Source organism: Salicibibacter halophilus (assembly GCF_006740705.1).
Taxonomy (GTDB): Bacteria; Bacillota; Bacilli; order Bacillales; family Marinococcaceae; genus Salicibibacter; species Salicibibacter halophilus.
Window position 1 is genome coordinate 1,575,333 of sequence record NZ_CP035485.1, and the last position, 19,946, is coordinate 1,595,278.

Annotated in this window: 17 protein-coding genes and 2 pseudogenes; 3 read left to right on the top strand and 16 right to left on the bottom strand. The window is 47.0% G+C overall.

The window, feature by feature from the left end:
• Positions 1-16: 16 nt before the first annotated feature.
• From racE to EPH95_RS07670, 4 genes are all read right to left on the bottom strand, one after another.
• Positions 17-838, bottom strand: a complete 822-nt coding sequence (gene racE / locus EPH95_RS07655; RefSeq protein ID WP_142088804.1) for a glutamate racemase — start codon at positions 836-838, stop codon at positions 17-19.
• Between the two features lie 12 nt (positions 839-850).
• The gene (locus EPH95_RS07660) at positions 851-1,294 is read right to left on the bottom strand and encodes a MarR family winged helix-turn-helix transcriptional regulator (RefSeq protein WP_142088806.1); all 444 of its coding nucleotides are present in this window, start codon (positions 1,292-1,294) and stop codon (positions 851-853) included.
• Between the two features lie 171 nt (positions 1,295-1,465).
• Positions 1,466-3,181, bottom strand: coding sequence for a phosphoenolpyruvate--protein phosphotransferase (gene ptsP, locus EPH95_RS07665; RefSeq protein ID WP_142088808.1), 1,716 nt, complete (start codon positions 3,179-3,181; stop codon positions 1,466-1,468).
• Positions 3,181-3,444, bottom strand: a complete 264-nt coding sequence (locus EPH95_RS07670; RefSeq protein ID WP_142088810.1) for a phosphocarrier protein HPr — start codon at positions 3,442-3,444, stop codon at positions 3,181-3,183. The genes ptsP and EPH95_RS07670 overlap by 1 nt, the downstream gene beginning before the upstream one ends.
• A 411-nt stretch (positions 3,445-3,855) precedes the next feature.
• Between EPH95_RS07670 and EPH95_RS07675 the strand changes: the two genes are divergently transcribed.
• The gene (locus EPH95_RS07675; RefSeq protein ID WP_114372061.1) at positions 3,856-4,080 is read left to right on the top strand and encodes a helix-turn-helix domain-containing protein; all 225 of its coding nucleotides are present in this window, start codon (positions 3,856-3,858) and stop codon (positions 4,078-4,080) included.
• Between the two features lie 268 nt (positions 4,081-4,348).
• Here the strand turns inward: EPH95_RS07675 and sdhB are convergent, their stop codons facing one another.
• The 3 genes and pseudogenes from sdhB to EPH95_RS07690 form a co-directional block, all read right to left on the bottom strand.
• Positions 4,349-5,107: a succinate dehydrogenase iron-sulfur subunit gene (gene sdhB / locus EPH95_RS07680; RefSeq protein ID WP_142088812.1), complete on the bottom strand. Its 759-nt coding sequence runs from the start codon at positions 5,105-5,107 to the stop codon at positions 4,349-4,351.
• Positions 5,104-6,884, bottom strand: a pseudogene (gene sdhA, locus EPH95_RS07685) (succinate dehydrogenase flavoprotein subunit). Before sdhA ends, sdhB begins: the two are co-directional and overlap by 4 nt.
• Before the next feature lie 13 nt (positions 6,885-6,897).
• Complete coding sequence (locus EPH95_RS07690; protein WP_142088815.1) at positions 6,898-7,527, bottom strand: succinate dehydrogenase cytochrome b558 subunit; 630 nt, start codon at positions 7,525-7,527, stop codon at positions 6,898-6,900.
• 461 nt (positions 7,528-7,988) lie between these two features.
• Here EPH95_RS07690 and EPH95_RS18770 point away from each other — a divergent pair, with 461 nt between their 5' ends.
• Positions 7,989-8,135, top strand: coding sequence for a hypothetical protein (locus EPH95_RS18770; RefSeq protein ID WP_160141682.1), 147 nt, complete (start codon positions 7,989-7,991; stop codon positions 8,133-8,135).
• A 5-nt stretch (positions 8,136-8,140) separates the two neighbouring features.
• Complete coding sequence (locus tag EPH95_RS07695) at positions 8,141-8,380, top strand: YslB family protein (RefSeq protein ID WP_264372016.1); 240 nt, start codon at positions 8,141-8,143, stop codon at positions 8,378-8,380.
• Between the two features lie 22 nt (positions 8,381-8,402).
• Here EPH95_RS07695 and uvrC read toward each other — a convergent pair.
• From uvrC to EPH95_RS07740, 9 genes and pseudogenes are all read right to left on the bottom strand, one after another.
• A pseudogene (gene uvrC / locus EPH95_RS07700) lies at positions 8,403-10,174 on the bottom strand (excinuclease ABC subunit UvrC).
• A 108-nt stretch (positions 10,175-10,282) separates the two neighbouring features.
• Positions 10,283-10,600 (bottom strand): thioredoxin, encoded by a 318-nt coding sequence (gene trxA / locus EPH95_RS07705; protein ID WP_142088819.1) that lies wholly within the window; start codon positions 10,598-10,600, stop codon positions 10,283-10,285.
• A 166-nt stretch (positions 10,601-10,766) separates the two neighbouring features.
• Entirely contained in the window at positions 10,767-11,744 is a 978-nt protein-coding gene (locus EPH95_RS07710; RefSeq protein WP_142088821.1) for an electron transfer flavoprotein subunit alpha/FixB family protein, read from the bottom strand.
• A 15-nt stretch (positions 11,745-11,759) separates the two neighbouring features.
• Entirely contained in the window at positions 11,760-12,533 is a 774-nt protein-coding gene (locus EPH95_RS07715; protein WP_142088823.1) for an electron transfer flavoprotein subunit beta/FixA family protein, read from the bottom strand.
• A gap of 79 nt (positions 12,534-12,612) precedes the next feature.
• A complete protein-coding gene (locus tag EPH95_RS07720; RefSeq protein ID WP_142088825.1) occupies positions 12,613-13,224 on the bottom strand; it encodes a fatty acid metabolism transcriptional regulator FadR in 612 nt (203 codons plus the stop codon).
• Between the two features lie 108 nt (positions 13,225-13,332).
• Entirely contained in the window at positions 13,333-15,045 is a 1,713-nt protein-coding gene (locus EPH95_RS07725) for a long-chain-fatty-acid--CoA ligase (RefSeq protein ID WP_142088827.1), read from the bottom strand.
• 256 nt (positions 15,046-15,301) lie between these two features.
• The gene (locus EPH95_RS07730; protein WP_142088830.1) at positions 15,302-17,668 is read right to left on the bottom strand and encodes an endonuclease MutS2; all 2,367 of its coding nucleotides are present in this window, start codon (positions 17,666-17,668) and stop codon (positions 15,302-15,304) included.
• A 9-nt stretch (positions 17,669-17,677) separates the two neighbouring features.
• Positions 17,678-19,405, bottom strand: a complete 1,728-nt coding sequence (gene polX, locus EPH95_RS07735; RefSeq protein WP_142088833.1) for a DNA polymerase/3'-5' exonuclease PolX — start codon at positions 19,403-19,405, stop codon at positions 17,678-17,680.
• 12 nt (positions 19,406-19,417) lie between these two features.
• Positions 19,418-19,945 (bottom strand): CvpA family protein, encoded by a 528-nt coding sequence (locus EPH95_RS07740; RefSeq protein ID WP_142088835.1) that lies wholly within the window; start codon positions 19,943-19,945, stop codon positions 19,418-19,420.
• Between the last annotated feature and the right edge of the window lies 1 nt (position 19,946).

Here is a 19,946-nt window from a genome sequence, read left to right on the forward strand (position 1 = left end):
CCTTCTTGGGGGATTATTAGGAAAAGCTTTCTAGATAGGAAGGCAAAATAAGATGATTAACGATTTTTTCCTCAAGTCCAATCCATCGCTTCGCGATCGCTTGAAATTGTTGAACCGATCCCGTTGTAAAGAATATATGATCCCGCGTTCGATTGTCTTTCTGATTCAACCCTTGGTATTGAAGAAGCGTACTCACTTCCCGAGCTGTTTCAGAACCGGACGAAATCACTTGAACGTCCTCGCCGACCACATTCTTAATGACCGGGGCAAGCAATGGATAATGGGTGCATCCCAAGATCAGCGTATCAAAAGAATTTTTCAGAAGAGGCTTTAAAGTATCTGTAACGACCTCCTGCGCCTCCTCAACGCTCACCCTTCCTTGCTCCACAAGGGGGACAAACGCCGGGCAAGCGAGGCTATGTACGGTAACCTTTTCTCCTTGAATGCTTGTAATGGCCTGCGGATAGGCGTTGCTTTTTACCGTTCCCTCTGTTCCAATCACCGCGATCTCTTTTGTTTTCGTAACATTTAGCGCCGTCAATGCGCCCGGTTGCACAACGCCGACGACCGGTATCGGCAGTTGTTTCTGCACCTCTTCAAGAACGACGGCTGTCGCTGTATTGCATGCAATAATGAGCATTTTAATATTTTCATTTAAAAGGTGATCAATCATCTGCCAAGTGAACGTTCGAACCTCTGCAGCCGTTCTCGGACCATACGGACAACGGGCGGTATCGCCAATATAAATCATGGGCTCTTTTGGTAGTTGGCGGGCAATTTCCTTGGCGACGGTTAACCCCCCGATCCCTGAATCAATGATGCCAATGGGTGTATTCAATGTTTTTCGCTCCTATTGATCCTTTTCCATTTGCGCGTGAAGCGACGCAAGTGTTTGTTGCAGCTGGTCAATTTCTACTACTGAAACATGTGCCAAAATATCACTTAAATAATCTTGCCGCTTTTGGATGACTTCCCGAATAATGTCTTTGCCGCGGTCCAAGATATGCACGCGTACCACTCTGCGATCCTGTTGGTCTTTCACGCGTTCAACCATCCCGTTGCTTTCCAAACGGTCTACGAGGTCCGTGGTTGTGCTAAACGCCAGATACATTTTCGAGGATAGTTCTCCTATCGTAAGGTCACCTTTTTCCTGCAAATATTGCAAAGCGATAAATTGTGGGGGAGTAATTGGAAAATGGTTTAATATTTCGCGTCCACGCTGTTTCACCGTATAGGAAATGCGCCGGAGTGATTTTTCTATTTGTTCAACCCTCTCTGCTTCTGCATCCACCATGTAATCCCCCTTTACATATCAGGTTGGATAATCGCTCCCCTTTTATTTTCACTTTTTTTTCATGGAATTGCAAGCAGAGGTCCCAGACAATGTTTGCATTAGAAAACTTGACCAAAAAAAGACGCCTTCCGCGTCTTTTTTAAGGTCAGATACCAGAAAACGGACAGGCGCCTATTTGGCATGCGTATGGACCATTTCTTTTACTTCACCTGCTGTGCCGCAGACCAACGCACGTTCAACCAACGCTTGGGCATCATTCACATTTAACGTTCTCATAAGGCTTCGGGCTGGTAAAATAGAGGCAGCACTCATGCTGAACTCATCCAAACCCATCCCTAACAATAGCGGGAGTGCCGTTTCTTCACCGGCCATTTCCCCGCACATCCCTGTCCATTTACCTTCTGCGTGAGAAGCATCGATTACATTTTTAATTAATTGCAAAACCGCGGGATGATACGGTTGATACAGATGAGCCACACGCTCGCTCATACGGTCAGCGGCCAACGTATACTGCACCAGATCATTGGTTCCGATGCTGAAAAAATCCACTTCTTTTGCAAATGCAGCAGCGGCAACGGCGGTGGAAGGTATTTCGACCATGATGCCGACCGATACATGTTCATCAAAGGAGTACCCTGCTTCGTTTAACCGTTTCTTTTCTTCCTCGACAAGGGCTTTTGCCGCACGAAATTCTTCCAATGTCGCTACCATGGGAAACATGATTTTCAAGTTTCCGTAATGGCTCGCGCGAAGCAATGCGCGCAGCTGGGTGCGGAACATCTCCGTTTTCTCCAAACATAGCCGAATAGCCCGAAATCCAAGAAACGGATTCAACTCTTCAGGGAGATCAAGATACGGAAGCTTTTTGTCTCCTCCGATATCCAGCGTGCGGATGACCACAGGGGCACCATTCATTTGGTCAACAACGGTACGATAGGCTTCAAACTGTTCCTCTTCTTCCGGCAAACGGTCCCGTCCCATGTAAAGAAACTCTGTCCGGTAAAGACCGATCCCTTCCGCTCCGTTTTCGAGCACCCCTTTCATGTCATCGGGTGTGCCGATATTGGCAGCCAGTTCCACGCACGTTCCTTCCGCCGTGACAGACGGTTCGCCGACGAGCTTTTTCTGCTCTGCTTTATCTGCCGCAATCTGCCGTTGCCGCTCCCGATACATGTTTAAAGTTGGCTCATCCGGGTTAATAACGATTTCCCCGTTTGCGCCGTCCACAATAAGCAGATCCCCGCTCTGTACGAGGGAAGTAATGTTTTGTGTTCCAACGACCGCCGGAATCTCCAGTGAGCGGGCCATAATCGCGGAATGGGACGTTCTGCCGCCGATGTTTGTTACAAAACCAAGCGTATACTGCCGATCCAGTTGCGCAGTATCGGAAGGTGTTAAATCATGCGATAAAATAATCGTTTCTTCTTCGATAGCAGCAAGGCTCGTATTTTCCACCCCTGCCAAATGCAAAAGCACGCGTTGGGAAACATCTTTAATATCCGCGGCCCGTTCCTGCATGTACGCATTATCCATATCTTCAAACATTTGTATGTACATGGAAGAAACCTCATGAAGCGCAAACGAAGCGTTGACGCCGTCATCTTTTATTTTTGCTTGGACAGCTTCGATCATCTCCGGGTCTTCAAGTACGAGTATATGGGCTGAAAAAATTTCGGCATTTTCCTCGCCTTGTTGCACGGACGTTTTTTCCCGAATGGTTTCCAGTTCCATTTTTGCTTTATCCAGCGCATCTTGAAATCGCGTGATTTCCCGGTCAGCATCAGACACGATTTCCTTTTGAATGTTTAAATCCGGTTGCTCCAGGAGGAATGCATGGGCGATGGCTATGCCGCTGGACGCGGCGATTCCTTTTAATTGATTCGCCATTATTCTCCCAATCCTTCTTGAATCGTTTCTGTCAGGGCTTCCATTGCCCTTTCTTCATCATCTCCGTCCGCCGTAACGAGTACCTCGCCGCCCTTTCCAACACCTAATGACATCACGCCCATAATCGACTTAAGGTTTACGGATTTTCCCTTGGCCTCAATTGTAATTTCAGAAGAAAACTGGCCGGCTTTATTCACCAAGTTGGTAGCCGGACGCGCGTGCAATCCCGTTTCTGCAGTAATGGTAAATGTTTTTTGTTTCATGTATCTCGACTCCTTTATGTTCCTTTGCTTAGTACGAAGCCTTCCTGAATATGCACATGTGCATCTTTTATTATAGATGCGCCAGTAAGACTCTCGCTTCAACCCCCGCAAGCGGGCGAACGGCTAACCCTGCTTGTAAGTAGCGTTATTTTATACGTACATGCACACATTTTATTATATATGCATGGATAAAACAAGGTACAGCAGGAAGCTTCCATTCAACACCCTTATTATATACGCTCGCTACAAGAAACGCCGAAACCGTCCACTAGTCGTCCGCCACTTTTTTCCTTGACACTCACCGACGGGCTCCTATAAACATACGATATGATGACTAAAATCTTTCTTCCGTATGTTCAATTGTAAAAGACGTGTACTAAAGGTGGCCTGGATAGAAAGGGTGACACGAGAGTGAAGGATTTGGAACGCGCTCCGCGCTCCCTTTTGACAAAAAGGGAAAAAGAGGTCTTTGACCTGCTTGTCAAGGACCAAACAACAAAGGAGATCGCCGGACAGCTTTACATTAGCGAAAAAACAGTCCGCAACCACATCTCAAACGCCATGCAAAAATTAGGGGTTAAAGGTCGTTCACAGGCAGTAATCGAATTAATACGTCTTGGCGAAATCCAGATTTAATGAGCACCGGCTTTCGGTGGAAGGCCGGTTTTTTCATATTTTTCCTTCATGGAATAAATAAATTAGAAAAAAATCGGCTTCCGCCAACTTTTTATACTGTCATCCATAAATTTATAACTGATCGCGCAAAATACCCTGCCAAAAAAATACGGATGCCCACAAAGATGGACATCCGTATTTTTTTATCTCGATGATACGTTTCCAGAGGTCGGAAAGGGCTTTTTTCAGGATCCTCCGATTTCCGGCTTCTGCTTTCTGTCGTCTGGATTTATTGGCCGCCGCCGAAAAAGTTTTTAAACGCCTGCAACGTTTGATCCCGGTTTAGCGCTGCAATTGAGGTCGTGAGCGGAATGCCTTTCGGGCAAGACTCCACACAGTTTTGGGAGTTGCCGCAGTTCTGCAAACCGCCTTCTCCCATCAAAGCATTCAGACGGTCCGGTTTGTTCATTTCTCCTGTTGGGTGCGCGTTAAAAAGACGAACTTGTGATACAGCCGCGGGCCCAATGAATTCAGAATTGCTATTGACATTTGGGCAAGCTTCCAAACAAACGCCGCACGTCATGCATTTGGATAATTCATATGCCCATTGGCGCCGGTTTTCGGCAATTCGAGGTCCCGGGCCAAGGTCGTAAGTGCCATCAATCGGAATCCATGCTTTCACTTTCTTCAAGGAGTCGAACATCCGGCTGCGGTCAACGATGAGATCCCGAACGACCGGAAAAGTTTTCATCGGCTCCAGCCGAATGGGCTGCTCAAAATCATCAATAAGCGCTGTACAAGATTGTTGGGGTTTCCCATTGATGATCATCGAGCATGCACCGCACACTTCCTCCAAACAATTCATGTCCCAAACGACGGGCTTGGATTCTTTACCATCAGCGGTGACAGGATTTCGGCGAATCTCCATTAATGCGCTGATCACATTCATGTTCGGTTTATATTCAAGTTCAAACTCTTCATCATAGGGTTGATCATCCGGACTGTCTTGGCGAGTAATAAGCATGCGAATCGTTTGTTGATCGCTCATGATTTCCCAGCTCCTTGTTGCTCTGTCGTTTTATTCTTGGAGTAGTCCCGTTTTCTTGGTGTGATCAACGATGTGTCTACATCTTCATATTCAATGGCCGGCCCTTTTTTCGACGGATCGTACTTGGCTTTTGTTGTCTTTAAAAAGTCTTCGTCGTTACGGTCCGGGTATTCCGGCTTGTAGTGGGCACCGCGGCTTTCATTCCGATGGTAAGCGCCCATCGTAATGACACGGGCTAAATCCACCATCCCTTTCATTTGGCGGGCAAATGGCGCGGCTTGATTGCTCCAACGCGCGGTGTCATGCATGTTGAGGTCTCCCATCCGCTCCAGTAGTTCTTGCAGTTTATTATCGGTTTTGAGGAGATTCTCATTATTACGCACGACGGTAACGTTATCGGTCATCCACTCACCGAGCTCTCTATGAAGCTCATACGCGTTCTCTTTCCCGTCGCTTTTAAGGATGTTTTCATATTCTTCACTGACCTTCTTCACCTCATCGTCATAAAGTGAAGAGGAAAGGTCTTCTGCAGATTTATCCAGCCCCTGAATATATTCGACTGCTTTCGGCCCGGCAACCATGCCGCCATAGATCGCGGACAGCAACGAATTGGCACCTAATCGGTTCGCGCCATGCTGGGAAAAATCAACTTCACCGGCCGCGAACAGCCCCGGGATATTCGTCATTTGGTCATAATCGACCCACAGTCCGCCCATGGAGTAATGTACGGCAGGGAAGATTTTCATTGGCACTTTCCGAGGGTCATCTCCCATAAATTTCTCATAAATTTCCATGATCCCGCCGAGTTTCACATCAAGCTCATGAGCATCTTTGTGGGAGAGGTCGAGATAAACCATGTTTTCGCCGTTAATGCCCAGCTTCTGCTCCACACACACATCGAAGATCTCGCGCGTCGCGATATCACGAGGGACCAGGTTGCCATAAGCAGGGTATTTTTCTTCCAGGAAGTACCATGGTTTATTATCTTTATACGTCCATACACGACCGCCTTCCCCGCGTGCCGACTCACTCATGAGACGCAATTTATCATCCCCGGGGATGGCCGTCGGGTGGATTTGAATAAACTCGCCATTGGCATAATAAGCCCCTTGCTCATACAACTTGGCCGCCGCAAAGCCCGTGTTTATCATGGAGTTCGTGGATTTGCCAAAGATAATCCCCGGACCGCCCGTAGCTACGATCACGGCATCTGCCCGAAAGCTTTGCGTTTCCATGGACGTTAAATTTTGGGCGGTTATGCCTCGACAGCGTCCATCATCATCAATCACCGCGGAGGTGAACTCCCAGTTCTCATATTTTTGTACGAGTCCGTTTACTTCATGGCGACGCACCTGCTCATCCAACGCATAGAGCAATTGCTGGCCTGTCGTAGCGCCCGCGTATGCGGTACGGTGGTATTGCGTGCCTCCAAAGCGGCGGAAGTCCAACAAACCTTCCGGGCTGCGGTTAAACATGACGCCCATGCGGTCCAGCAGATGGATAATGCTCGGGCTGCATCAGTCATTGCTTTTACGGGCGGCTGATTGGCAAGGTAGTCTCCCCCGTACAATGTATCGTCAAAATGTTCCCAAGGCGAATCGCCTTCCCCTTTCGTATTTACGGCACCATTTATGCCCCCTTGGGCACAGACGGAATGTGATCGTTTCACCGGTACAATGGAGAACAAATCTACATTTATGCCCGCTTCCGCGGCTTTAATTGTTGCCATTAAACCGGCGAGACCGCCTCCGACAACAATAATATTTTCTTTGCTCATGAACTCCCACTCCTTACATGTTTGCTAGTCCGGGGTCAATAAATGCCAAAATGGCACGAACGCCGATGAATGATAAGACAATGAAGACCCCTAGACTTACATATGTCATGATTTGCTGAGAACGAGGAGAAACCGTGATTCCCCAAGTAACGGCAAACGACCAAAGTCCGTTTGAAAAATGGAACGTAGCAGCCAGTACACCAGCAAAATAAAAAACAAGCATAAACGGACTGCTTAATATATCTGCCATCATATCATAGTTAACCTCTGCACCAAACTGGGCCTGAATCCTCGTTTCCCACACGTGCCAACTGATAAAGATGAGCAGGAAAATTCCGGTGATGCGTTGAATTAAAAACATAACGTTTCGGAAAAAACCGAACATACGGGTGTTGTTCTTGCCGGTAAACGTAATGTAAATACCGTAAATGGCGTGATACATAAGCGGGAGGAAGATCAAAAAGATTTCTAACGCATAACGAAACGGCAAACTTTCCATAAAGTTCGCTGCCGTATTAAATGAACTTGCGCCATAAACAGCAAAGTGATTGACAATTAAATGCTGAATAAGAAATGCACCGACCGGGATAACACCAAGCAGCGAATGCAGTCTGCGATTCATGAATTCCTGATTCTGAGGCATCGATTAGGCTCCCCTCTATATTGCTTGTTTCATATAGGATTAAAAACGATTTCAAAAACACAACAAGATCTCTCTTTTTTTAACCATTCTCTCTCGCTATTCTCCTATCTGTCTCTCTATAGATTCCTCCTTTTCGACACTGAACATACACGGCGCTTCAAGGTTGCCCCGTGGATCATCTTAAACGTATGGCTATAGAAACCTTTGGCCAAGTATGTAATCTAATAAATACAGTGAAGTTTCCAAGCTGGGCATCCGAGAAGTCACACGTTCGTTCATCTTTCCGACAATTTTATTGTACTCGTGCACTCATATATCGTCAAGAAAGGGACGCCACATTGAATGCCCGGTGTCGACAAATTTCTCCATGCCAATGGTTTCAACCGAAAAAAATTCCCGCTTATCTATAGTCTTCTTTTGCAGTAACGCTTATAATGGAAAAAGAAAGTGGGGAGGTTTGTGTGTCAGAAACAAGTCGAAAATACAGTGATTATGGGTATGAATTACTTAGAAAAACCTTGTTGCCGGAACTACTTAATGAAGACCATGATGCCATTATGTACTGGGGGGGAAATTACTGGCCCGCAAGACCCCTCTCGATGACATAGAAGAAATTCCATCGTTTTTTGAACGCGCGGGTTGGGGAAAGATTGAAAAACAGAAGGAAAGCAAAACCCAATGGAAATACGAGTTACAATTAATGAGCGATGAAAAAAAACCTGCTTTCTCCAGGCATTTGGAAGCAGGATTCTTAGCCGGGCAATTCGAACTGCTCTACGGCACGGTAGCGGAAGCGACCATGGAAAAAAAACGAAACGGAATCAAACTTCACATTCATATTGACCCGTTTTAGCAAGGGCCCATCCTCAGGCCCTTTACTTTTCTTGCAGTTTCTCCATTACAGCTTTCGCCACTTGGTCGGGAATCGATGCTTGCCTAAAATCTTCAAGGCTCGCTTCCTTCATTTTTTTCAATGAGCCGAAATGGCGCAGCATTTTCCGTTTTCGTTTTTCTCCAATGCCGGGTACATCATCAAGCACAGATGCAAAGGAACGTTTCCCCCGTGTTTGCCGGTGAAATTGAACGGCAAAACGGTGAACTTCATCCTGAATCCTTTGCAAGAGGTAAAACTCATGGCTGTCTCTCGGGAGCTGCACCGGAGCTGCCTCTTCCCCGAACAATAGCTGCGATGTTTTATGCTTTTCGTCTTTTGCCATTCCCGCGACGGGCAACGGCAAATTGAGCTCATCTTGGAGAACACTGACCGCCGCCGACAACTGCCCTTTTCCACCATCGACGAGTACCAAATCCGGAAGCGGCGCTTCTTCACGCAACAAACGCAGGTAACGTCTGCGGATCACTTCTTTCATGGATGCGTAATCATCCGGGCCCTGCACTTCTTTGACGCGATATTTGCGGTAATCCTTTTTATAAGGCTTTCCGTCTGCAAAAACGACCATGGCCGATACAGGGTTCGTGCCCTGGATGTTGGAATTGTCAAACGCCTCTATTCGATATGGCGGATCGATATCAAGCGCTTCCCCAAGCTTTTCCACCGCCCGTATCGTTCGTGCTTCATCACGTTCAATGAGGTCAAACCGTTCTTTAAGGGCTGCTTCCGCATTTTTCGTCGCGAGATCCAATAATTCCTTTTTTTGCCCTCGTTTGGGTTCCAACACTTTAATGCCGAGCATCTCCCTCATGTACGTTGCAGAGTCATTCGGCGGGACTATAATTTCTTTCGGTTTAAGATGATTGTCATCCCAATAAAATTGCCCGACAAACGTCAAAAAATCCTCTTCCGGCGTTTGATAAAAAGGAAACAGGGACACATCCCGCTCAATCAACTTTCCTTGCCGAATAAAAAAGACTTGTACACACATCCAGCCCTTGTCATACGCGTATGCAAAAACATCCCGATTCGTCCCGTCGGTTGCCATCATCTTTTGCTTCTGCATGACAGAATCAATATGTTCAATTTGATCCCGCATTTCCTTTGCCCGCTCGAAGTTTAATTCTTCCGATGCTGCGTGCATTTTTTCTTCAAGCTCGGCGCGCACTTCTTGATGGCCGTTATTTAGAAAACGCTGGATATCGTTTACGAGGGCTTCATTTTTTTGCGGGGACACAGGAAATTCACAAGGAGCGAGACACTGGCCGATGTGATAATACAAACAAACCCGGTCCGGGAGCGTGCGGCATTTCCTGAGCGGATACAACCGGTCCAACAGCTTTTTCGTTTCATTTGCGGCCAATGCGTTGGGATAAGGGCCAAAGTAACGCCCTCCGTCTTTTTTTACTTGCCGTGTTTTAATAAGTCGGGGTGTTCCTCGTTTGTTATTTTCAAATAAGGATACGATTTGTCGTCTTTGAGCATCACATTATATTTAGGCTCGTATTTTTTAATCAAGTTCATTTCCAAAATCAAGGCTTCAATATTCGAAGAGGTCAAGATATACTCAAAATCCACGATTTGCGAAACGAGGGTTTGGGTTTTCGTATCATGGCTCCCGATAAAATACGACCGCACACGATTGCGAAGGACTTCCGCTTTGCCGACATATATGACGACGCCGTTTTTGTCTTTCATTAAATAACAGCCCGGGTTTCTCGGAATCACTTCACTTTTTTGTTTCAATGCTTGCATTGCCGCCACCTCCCTTCTTTTTGCCAGCTGATGGAAGTTTCACTCTATTCGCAAGCCGAAAAGAGCCTGATGCAACACCAGGCCCTTTTCCATCTGCTTTCATTTTGCTTAGCTAATGTGCTTTTCCAGCAATTCAACAAGCGCTTCTTTCGGTTGGAAACCAACCACTTGCTCTACTTGTTCTCCATCTTTGAATACCATTAACGTAGGGATGCTCATAACGCCAAACTTTCCTGCCGTTTCTTTATTTTCATCTACGTCTACTTTAGCAATCGTAATTTTGTCGCCCATCTCGCCGTCAATTTCCTCGAGAACAGGAGCAACCATTTTACAAGGACCGCACCATGTCGCCCAGAAGTCAGCGAGTACGACGCCTTCAGAAGTTTCTTGGGCAAAATCCTGGTCCGTTACATTCTTAATCGCCATCTTTATAATCTCCTTTCCTTTCTTCTTCATTCCACATGTGCATTGTAGCATTGAATTGATATTGCTGCGAACAATCTGCTTATTCTAGAGATGAGAAGTATTAAGTCAGTTAGAAAGAGACAGCACATCCTATAATGAATGTTACTGTCTCTCCGTTTCCATGCTATTATGCGTCAGCGGTTACTTTTTTAAACTCTTCGATCAACAATGGAACGATCTCAAAAAGGTCACCGGTCAGGCTGTAATCGGCCACATCAAAGATCGGCGATTCCGCATCCTTATTAATCGCTACGATGCATTTCGAGTTGGACATCCCGGCCAAGTGTTGGATGGCCCCGGAAATGCCTACAGCTATATAAAGATCCGGGGTAACAACTTTCCCTGTTTGACCGATTTGCAAAGAGTAATCACAATATTCGGCGTCACAGGCTCCGCGTGAAGCTCCTACTGCTCCGCCAAGAACGTCTGCAAGTTCATAGAGCGGTTCAAAGCCTTCGGCACTTTTAACCCCGCGACCGCCGGCAATGATGACGTTTGCTTCAGACAAGTCAACGCCTCCGCTCGTCTTTTTCACGACATCTTTGATAACCGTCCGCAGATCTTTAATCTCTACGTCCACCGTACTCGCATCCCCGCTGCGGCTGCTGTCTGCCTCCAACGGCGGAATGTTGTTCGGCCTGAAGGTTGCAAAAATTACGCCGTCCGTAACACTTTTCTTTTCAAACGCTTTGCCTGAATAAATCGGCCGGGTGAAAATCACTTCATCCCCATCTACTTCTAAATCAACCGCGTCGGACACAAGTCCATTGTTCAATTTAGCCGCGATGCGCGGTGCCAAATCTTTTCCGGGAGATGTATGCGGAAGGAGCAAGGCGTCCGGTGATTCTTTTTCTACCACCTGCAGCAACGCTTGTTTATACGCATCAGTTGTGTAACTTTTCAAATGTTCATTTTCAGCAACCAAGACACGATCTGCCCCGTGGTGAATAAGGTCTTCGCTCAAACCGCTTACATTTTCGCCGCATAGCAGGGCTACCACTTCATTGTCCCCGGCAATTTTCCGTCCTGCGGCTATCGTTTCGAAACTGACATTTCTTAATTCGCCTTCACTGACTTCTGCAAGTACCAATACTTTTTCAGGCATGAATGGGCCCCTCCTTTATATAACTTTGGCTTCATTTTTGAGTAGATCGACGAGTTCCCGAACTTGTTCTGCAGGTTCGCCTTCCAATTTCTTGCCCGCTTCTTTTTCCGGCGGCAAGAAGCGATCAATCGTTTTTGTTTTCGCTTCCAGGTCATCTTCATCGAGATCGAGATCATCGAGATCCAGCGTATCCAATGGTTTTTTCTTCGCTTTCATGATTCCCGGCAACGACGGGTAACGAGGCTCGTTCAACCCTTGCTGGCACGTAACAAGCAGAGGCAGTTGTGCTTCAATAATTTCCACGTCCCCCTCGATGTCACGTTCAATGTTCGCAGTCGTTCCTTCGATCTCAAGTTTTGTAATCGTTGTCAATTGATTGATATCAAGTTTCTCTGCGAGCCTCGGAGCTACTTGCCCCGCTCCGTCATCGACGGCAACGTTTCCACCGAGGATGATATCATACTCTTTATCTTTGAAATAAGCTGTCAACATTTCGGAAATGGTGTAATGGTCAACTTCCTCATCCAAGTCTTCCGTATCCAATAGAACTGCTTGATCCGCTCCCATGGCAAGCGCGGTGCGCAATTCCTTTTCCGCGTCTTCATCCCCGACAGTGACGACGGTAACTTCCCCGTCATGGGCTTCCTTTAGCACGATCGCTTCTTCGATTGCATACTCATCATATGGATTGATGACAAATTCTGCACCTTCCTCATCAATCACGCCATCGTTGATTTCTACTTTTTCCTCTGTGTCGAACGTTCTTTTCATAACGACATAGATATTCATGCCTCTCTCCTCCCTTTCTTTTCTAAAAAGAACAAAATGGAATGCTTTATGAAAGCTTGAGCGCGCGATTCAGACGAAATCATGCGTCTTCACTTAAGCTACCACTTTTAAAGGCTCCCAGCAACATGTCAAATGCAGGCTTGGAAAGATTCCGCAAATCATATCTGCGTTCTTTCATCACCCAATTGGTTACCATTTCATCTAGGGTGCCAAAGAGCATTTGCCGCCCAAGTTTTTCATCAAGGTTTTGACTAAAGGTACCTTCCTCTTTTCCGCTCACAATCACTTCTTCCATTAAATGCACGTACACTTTGAGAACTTCATTAATCTGTAATCTCAAGTCCCGTTCGGATTGGCGCATTTCCAATTGCATCACCACGCTTAAATTCGGTTGAGCCGAAAATTGGGTGAAATGCATATGAACAACTTGCCTTAACTTCTCTTCTGCATTGTCGCATGTTGCCATTCGATCTTCAATCGCGGAAATGAACCCTCCCATTTTCATACGGAAAAGGGAAACAAGGATATCTTCTTTATTCTTAAAATAGAGATAGATGGTACCATCGGCCACGCCTGCTTCTTTTGCAATCTTCGAGACTTGTGCATTGTGATACCCATGGTTTGCAATAACGGTAACTGCCGCGTCAATAATCAACTGGTATTTTTGAGAGTTTTTCTTATCTAAAGCCATGATTTCTCCTTACGCGCTTCAGATCACTGAGCGATGCCCCAATATATGAATGATTCTTCATTCATTCTATCTTACGTTGATAAAACTGTCAAATGGGAACCATCCCTGTTACCCATGTTTCTTCTCTGTTTCATCTGCTTCATTTTTCTCCATTTCTTCCTCGACAAGCGCGCGTCTGAGTACCTTCCCGACAAATGTTTTCGGCAATTCTTCCCTTTGTTCAAAAATACGGGGAATTTTATATGCCGCCAGCTTTGAACGGCAGAATGTCTCCAGATCTTCGCTACTGGCTTCTTTTCCTTCTTTTAATACGACAAATGCTTTTACCGTCTCCCCCCGATAAGGATGCGGAACTCCGACCACTGCGGCCTCGAGAATGGCTTCGTGTTCATAGAGCACTTCTTCCACTTCTCTCGGGTAGATATTAAATCCTCCGGCAATGATCATATCTTTTTTTCGATCGACGATATAGAAAAAACCATCTTCATCTTGATAACCCATGTCTCCGGTTTTAAACCAGTCGCCGCTAAAAACCGCGTTCGTCTCTTCTTCATTTTTCCAATAGCCTTGCATAACCTGCGGTCCGCGAACGGCAAGTTCTCCGACTTCATTGATACCGGCTATTTCCCCGGTTTCTTGGTCCAATGCTGCCATCTCCGTGTCCGGCCACGGCAAGCCGATACTGCCGTTCTTGTTCATCTCCCAAATCGGATTGGCAGATGCCACCGGGGAGGTTTCGGTTAATCCGTACCCCTCGACCAGTTTGCCGCCCGTTTTCTCTTCAAATGAAAGTTGAACTTCTCTCGGCAACGGTGCCGCCCCGCTTAAGCAAGCCTTTATCGAACTAAGGTCGTGCTTTTCAATATCGGGATGGTTCGTTAATCCGATGTACATGGTAGGAGCACCCGGAAACATCGTGATTTTTTTCTTCTCGATCGTCTTTAGCACTTCTTTCGGGTCGAATTTCGGCACGATGACTAACTCGGCAATATTTAATATCCCAAGGTTCATGGCCGTCGTCATGCCGTACACGTGAAAAAACGGAAGCGCTGCCAAAATTCGTTCCCCGCCTCTTTCGGTTTTATACATCCACCGGATGCACTGTTCGGCGTTAACGACAAGATTGTAGTGGGTGAGCATCACGCCTTTGGGAGCACCAGTCGTCCCGCCCGTATACTGAATCAAAGCCAAGTCTTTTTTGGAATCAATCGCCACTTCCTCGAATTTCTTACTTGCATTCTCCACAATTCTCTTCCAATTGTGGGTCTCGCTGTCATATGTCACTTCAACTTTTATCCCCATATTTTTCTTTTGAATCAAAGGATAGATTTTGTTTTTCGGGAACGGCAAGAAATCTTTGATGCCCGTGACAAGCACATGCTCTAAACTAGTATTTTGCCGAATTTTTTGCACACGCGGAAAGACCATGTCCAAACAAACGAGCACTTTTGCATCTGAATCTATCAATTGTTGCTCGATTTCCCTTTCCACGAATAAAGGATTCATCTGCACAACGACCCCGCCGGCAAACAATGCTCCATAATAGCAAATCACCGATTGAGGGGTGTTTGCAAGCATTACCGCCACACGATCGCCTTTTTCTACCCCTAACGTTTTCAGAGCATTCGCAAACCGAAGGCTGTAATCAAACAGCTCTTGATACGTTAAATCCTTTCCCTTAAAGTGAATGGCTGTTTTTTCCGGATATTCCTCGGCGGCCTGCTTTAAAAATTCGTGCAACCCCGTTTCGGAATATGGGTAGGAAGGAGCTACCTCTGCTGGATAGCTGTTCAGCCAAGCATGGCTTTCTTTCGTTGTCATGTCACTACCTCCTCCTGGTGTCTTATAGGTATCCCCACCTTCTATCATAATGCAAACGCTACCAATAATAAATATTTTTTTATTATTTTATTAAAAAAACTAAATCTGATCGTCACACTTTGCCCTATAGCGCGACCACCAGATAGATGATTCCGACGAGGATAAATCCTATGCAGCATGTGATCAATATTTTCCCCAGCGTTTCCATGCAAATGCCCCCCAAAAAAAGAAGAGAGCAGAGCGTTCGCTCCCTTCATTATTTTAATTCTACCACTGTGTTGCCGATCCCGCCTTCGTTCATTCCGCCGTCTCTTGTATTTTTTACACCTGGGTGTTTTGCCAGCAGTTCTTTCACACCTTTGCGCAAAGCGCCCGTTCCTTTGCCATGAACGATATGAACGCGCCCATAGCCGGCGAGGACAGCATCATCGAGATATTTTTCCACTTCTGCCATGGCATTCTCATAACGTTCCCCGCGCAAATCCAATTCCGGTTTTACATGAGACGAACGTCCGGAGACACGTGTGACGCTTTTCCCGGCTTTTTCAGGCTTTGGCTGTGAGGTTTTTTCTAGATCATCTGCCTTTAATGTCATTTTCATAATACCGAGTTGGACGCTGTATTCGTCTTTTCCGGAAGTTTCCACTACGTATCCGCTTTGATTAAAGCGGGGCACGAAGACTTCTTCGCCCGGCTCATAGCTGGCCGCTTTTTCGGCTTTTCTCTTCACTTGTTGCTGCTTTTTCGTTAATTGGGGGGGCGCATCTTCAAGTCCCTTCCGTGCCTCAATGAGCTCATGCTCCTTCACCGCATGGCCTTCTTGCTGGAGGCGGCGCAAATCGGCAACAATTGTTTCCGCTTCTTGTTTTGCCTTTTCCACTTCCGCTTGTGCCTTTGCCTCTGCGTCCTCGTAGATCGCCTGTTTTTGCTTTTGCATCTCTGTAAATGCACGGTCCAGCTCGCGGTGCAGTTTCTCTGCCTGTTTCCGCGTTTCATCCGCCTCTTCTTGCGCTCGTTCTGCTTCTTGGTAGCGGGCTTCGAGCGACGTAATCATTTGTTCCGCCTGCTTCGTATCCGCCGCCATTTCACTTTCGGCCGCTGCTATGATATTTTCCGGAAGGCCGAGCCGCCGGGAGATTGCAAAAGCATTGCTGCGCCCCGGCACTCCTGTAAGCAGCCGATACGTCGGGCTTAACGTGTCGACATCAAATTCAACGCTGGCATTCATCACGCCATTTCGGTTATAGGCATAGCCTTTCAATTCCGTGTAGTGCGTGGTGGCTACCGTGCGTGCATCGCGGGCATGGGCTTCATCCAAAATGGAAACGGCAAGTGCCGCCCCTTCAGCAGGATCGGTTCCTGCCCCCAATTCATCGAATAAGACGAGGCTTTGATCATCGACCTCTCGCAGAATGGAAACGATATTCGTCATATGAGACGAAAACGTGCTCAAGCTTTGCTCAATGGATTGCTCATCGCCGATGTCGGCAAAAACATTTGTGAAAACCGTCGCTTCCGCTTTTTCCGCAGTTGGCAAAAATAAACCGGATTGGGCCATTAGCGTAAAGAGTCCAACGGTTTTTAAAGCGACTGTTTTACCGCCGGTGTTGGGGCCGGTAATCACGAGTGAATGATAGTCGCCCCCGATCTCCAAATCGATGGGAACGACATCATCTTCCCCCAATAATGGATGCCGGGCTCGCGGGAAATAAACGTAGCGGCGGTCATTTAGCCGCGGTTGAACCCCTCTCAACCTCTGTGCATACAAGGCTTTGGCGGAGATAAAATCAAGCTGGGCAAGAATCTCTGTATTGCTTGATAATTGCTCCCCTTCTGCTGCCACCTCTTCCGTCAACACGCGCAAAATCCGCTCAATTTCCTGTTTCTCTTTTACCTTTGCCTCACGGAGTTGATTATTTGCCGTCACAACAGATTGCGGTTCAATAAACAGCGTTTGCCCGGAGGAAGATTGGTCGTGCACAATACCGCCAAAGGCATTTCGATAGGCTTGTTTGACGGGAATTACATAGCGCTCGTTCCGTATTGTAACGACACGGTCGGAGAGCTTGGTCTCTGCATCTTTCGAACGCAGAATCTGTTCAAGTTTCGAACGGACCGTTGATTCAAACGTGCGGATTTGCTGTCTTGTTGTTCTCAATGCATCACTCGCGCTATCCAGCACATAGCCATCTTCACTAATCTTTCTTCGGATGCTCGCTTCCAGGTTTTTCAAGGGAAAAAGGTCTGAAACATACGCGTGCAAATGAGGGATGGAAATCTCTTCTTCCTCTTCGAGTAATTGATCGATAAAGGCCTTCAATTGGTTCCCGGCACGGATGGTATCATTAATGTCCGTAAAATCTTGGGGGTCGAGCACACTCCCTAATTGGGCTCGTTTAAGTTCCGCCCGGATGTCATGGACGCCTCCAAGAGGGACATGTCCACGAAAACGAAGGACTTGCTCCCCATCCCCGGTTTCCTCCTGGGCGAGTTGCACAGCCTTCAGCTCCCTATGGGGGAAAAGGTGATGGATTTTGTCTTTGCCTAAGTCAGATGCTACGTGTTCCATTAGTTGATTTTTCATTTTTTGATATTCTAACGTTCGTAGCATATCCTCCTGCATAATTGCACCTCATTTTTCCGTCAACATTCGTTTGTTTTTTAAATGGCTTTCCAGTTTTTCCAGCGGCCAGGTGTTCATCACTTGGTTTGCAAGGAGAAAAGCCTTCTTAGCCGTCCCGATGCCAAACGCCATTTGGCTCAATCCTTCCGCGCGGTGCGCATCGGTGTTGATGGCTACGGTCACTCCTTGGGCCACCGCGCGTTTGAGCGCGTCTGCTGACAAATCCAGGCGATTGGGATTTGCATTCAGTTCCAACGCGGTTCCTGTTTCAGCCGCCCGTTTGAAAAGCCAGTCCAAGTCTACCGAATACCCTTGCCGTTTGCCGATGAGGCGCCCTGTCGGATGGGCAATGAGATCAACACACGGGTGATCCAGCGCTGCATTTAAACGAGCGTGGATGGTTGCTTCCGATTGAGAGAACGCGGAATGAATCGATGCGATAACAAAATCCAATTGCCGGAGCGTTTCATCCGAGTAGTCGAGCGTGCCGTCCGGACGGATATCCATTTCGATGCCCGAAAAGATCCGGATATCATCGAATTTTTCATTGGCAGCGCGGATTTCGTCTTGCTGCCGGAGGACACGCGCCTCGCTTAATCCGTTGGCCACTTGCAAAAAACGGGAATGGTCGGTGATGGCCATATACGTGTACCCGCGCTCAATGGCTGCTTTGGCCATTTCCTCGATAGAATTCGCACCATCACTCCACACGGTGTGCATGTGGAGATCCCCTTTCACCTGCATCAAATCTATATTTTCCCGGGTTGATTGAAACCAATCTGTTTCGATCGTCCCTTCCCTTGCCTCCGGCGGAATGTCTTCCAAACCGAAATGGGCAAAAAATTCCTTTTCGTTTTGAAAAGTGGTGATTTTGCCTGTTTCGCTATCTTCAACGCCATATTCGTTAATCTTCTCTTTTTGCCCCTTCGCAATTCTTCGCATAAGCAGGTGGTGGCCCTTGGAGCCGGTAAAATGATGAAGAGCGCTCGCGAATGCATCGTCGCTCACGATTCTAACATCGACGTTGACAAGGTAGCCTTTGTCCAATTGCAACGACACTTTCTTTTCTCCATCGGCGACAACCTCGGCAATGTCGGATAAACCTTTCAGCTGTTCTCGCACGCGTTCGGGTTCATCGCTGGAAATGACGTAATCCAGGTCGCGCACCGTCTCTTTTAAGCGCCGTAAACTTCCTGCCCGGGCAAAACGGTTGATGGCATGAAATTGCCCCAACGCTGCTTCCATTTCTTCGGCAACCTGCAACATAAAAGCAACCGGCAAGCGTTCAGGGCGCTCATTAGTTGCGTTTAATGCTTCAAGGATTTTTTCCTCCGTTTTTGCCCCGAAACCAGGCAGCGTTTGTACCTGTTTTTGTTCACAGGCTTGTTTTAACGAGGCAACATCCGTGATGCCAAGTTCTTGGTATAGCTTACCGACTTTTTTTCCGCCCAACCCAGGTAATTGCAAAAGAACAGGCAAGCCCGCGGGCACTTTAGCTTTCAACTCATCCAGCACTTCGGCTGTTCCGGTATCTCTAAGCGATTCAATGACAGCGGCCGTTCCTTTTCCAATGCCATTCAACATTTCGGGGCTGCCGATCTCTTCAAGGGTGCGCGCTTCACGCTCCAACGCTTGCGCCGCTTTTCGGTAAGCGGCAATCTTAAACGGATTTTCTCCGGAGATTTCTTGATAGATCGCAATCGTTTCCAGCGTTTGCATCACTTCTTTTTTGTCCAAACTTCTGCCTCCTTACGTCCATACATCCGGCAACCATTGGGATAAAAACGGCGTTTGTTCAATGATCAGTCTGGCGACCGCAGAACCCGCAATCGTATCCTGAACAGCTTCAACAGGGATTAATGCGGCCACAAGCAATAAGACAAAAACGATGAGATACCCTTCAATGAAGCCTAAAACAGCTCCGAGCAGATTATTCAAGGTGCGCACAATAGGCAGGTAGCGAACGAAGTCCAACAAGGAAGCAATCATACGCAACAAAATGCGCGTGGCAAAAAAAAGGATGGCGAAGGCAATCCCGTTATAATACACGCTTTCCAAACTAAATTCGGGGATCATCATGCCTCCATTGCCCCCGTCCAAAAATTGGGGGTACGGCAGCCATAGCCGTAAATAATCGGCGAATGGGCCAAAAAATAAAAAGGCAACAATCAATGACCCGAAAAAACTGATAAGGTGAAAAAATTGCAAGACAAATCCCCGGCGCAGCCCTACAAAGAATTTCGCGAGCAATATCAACAGTATAAACAGACTTAACATG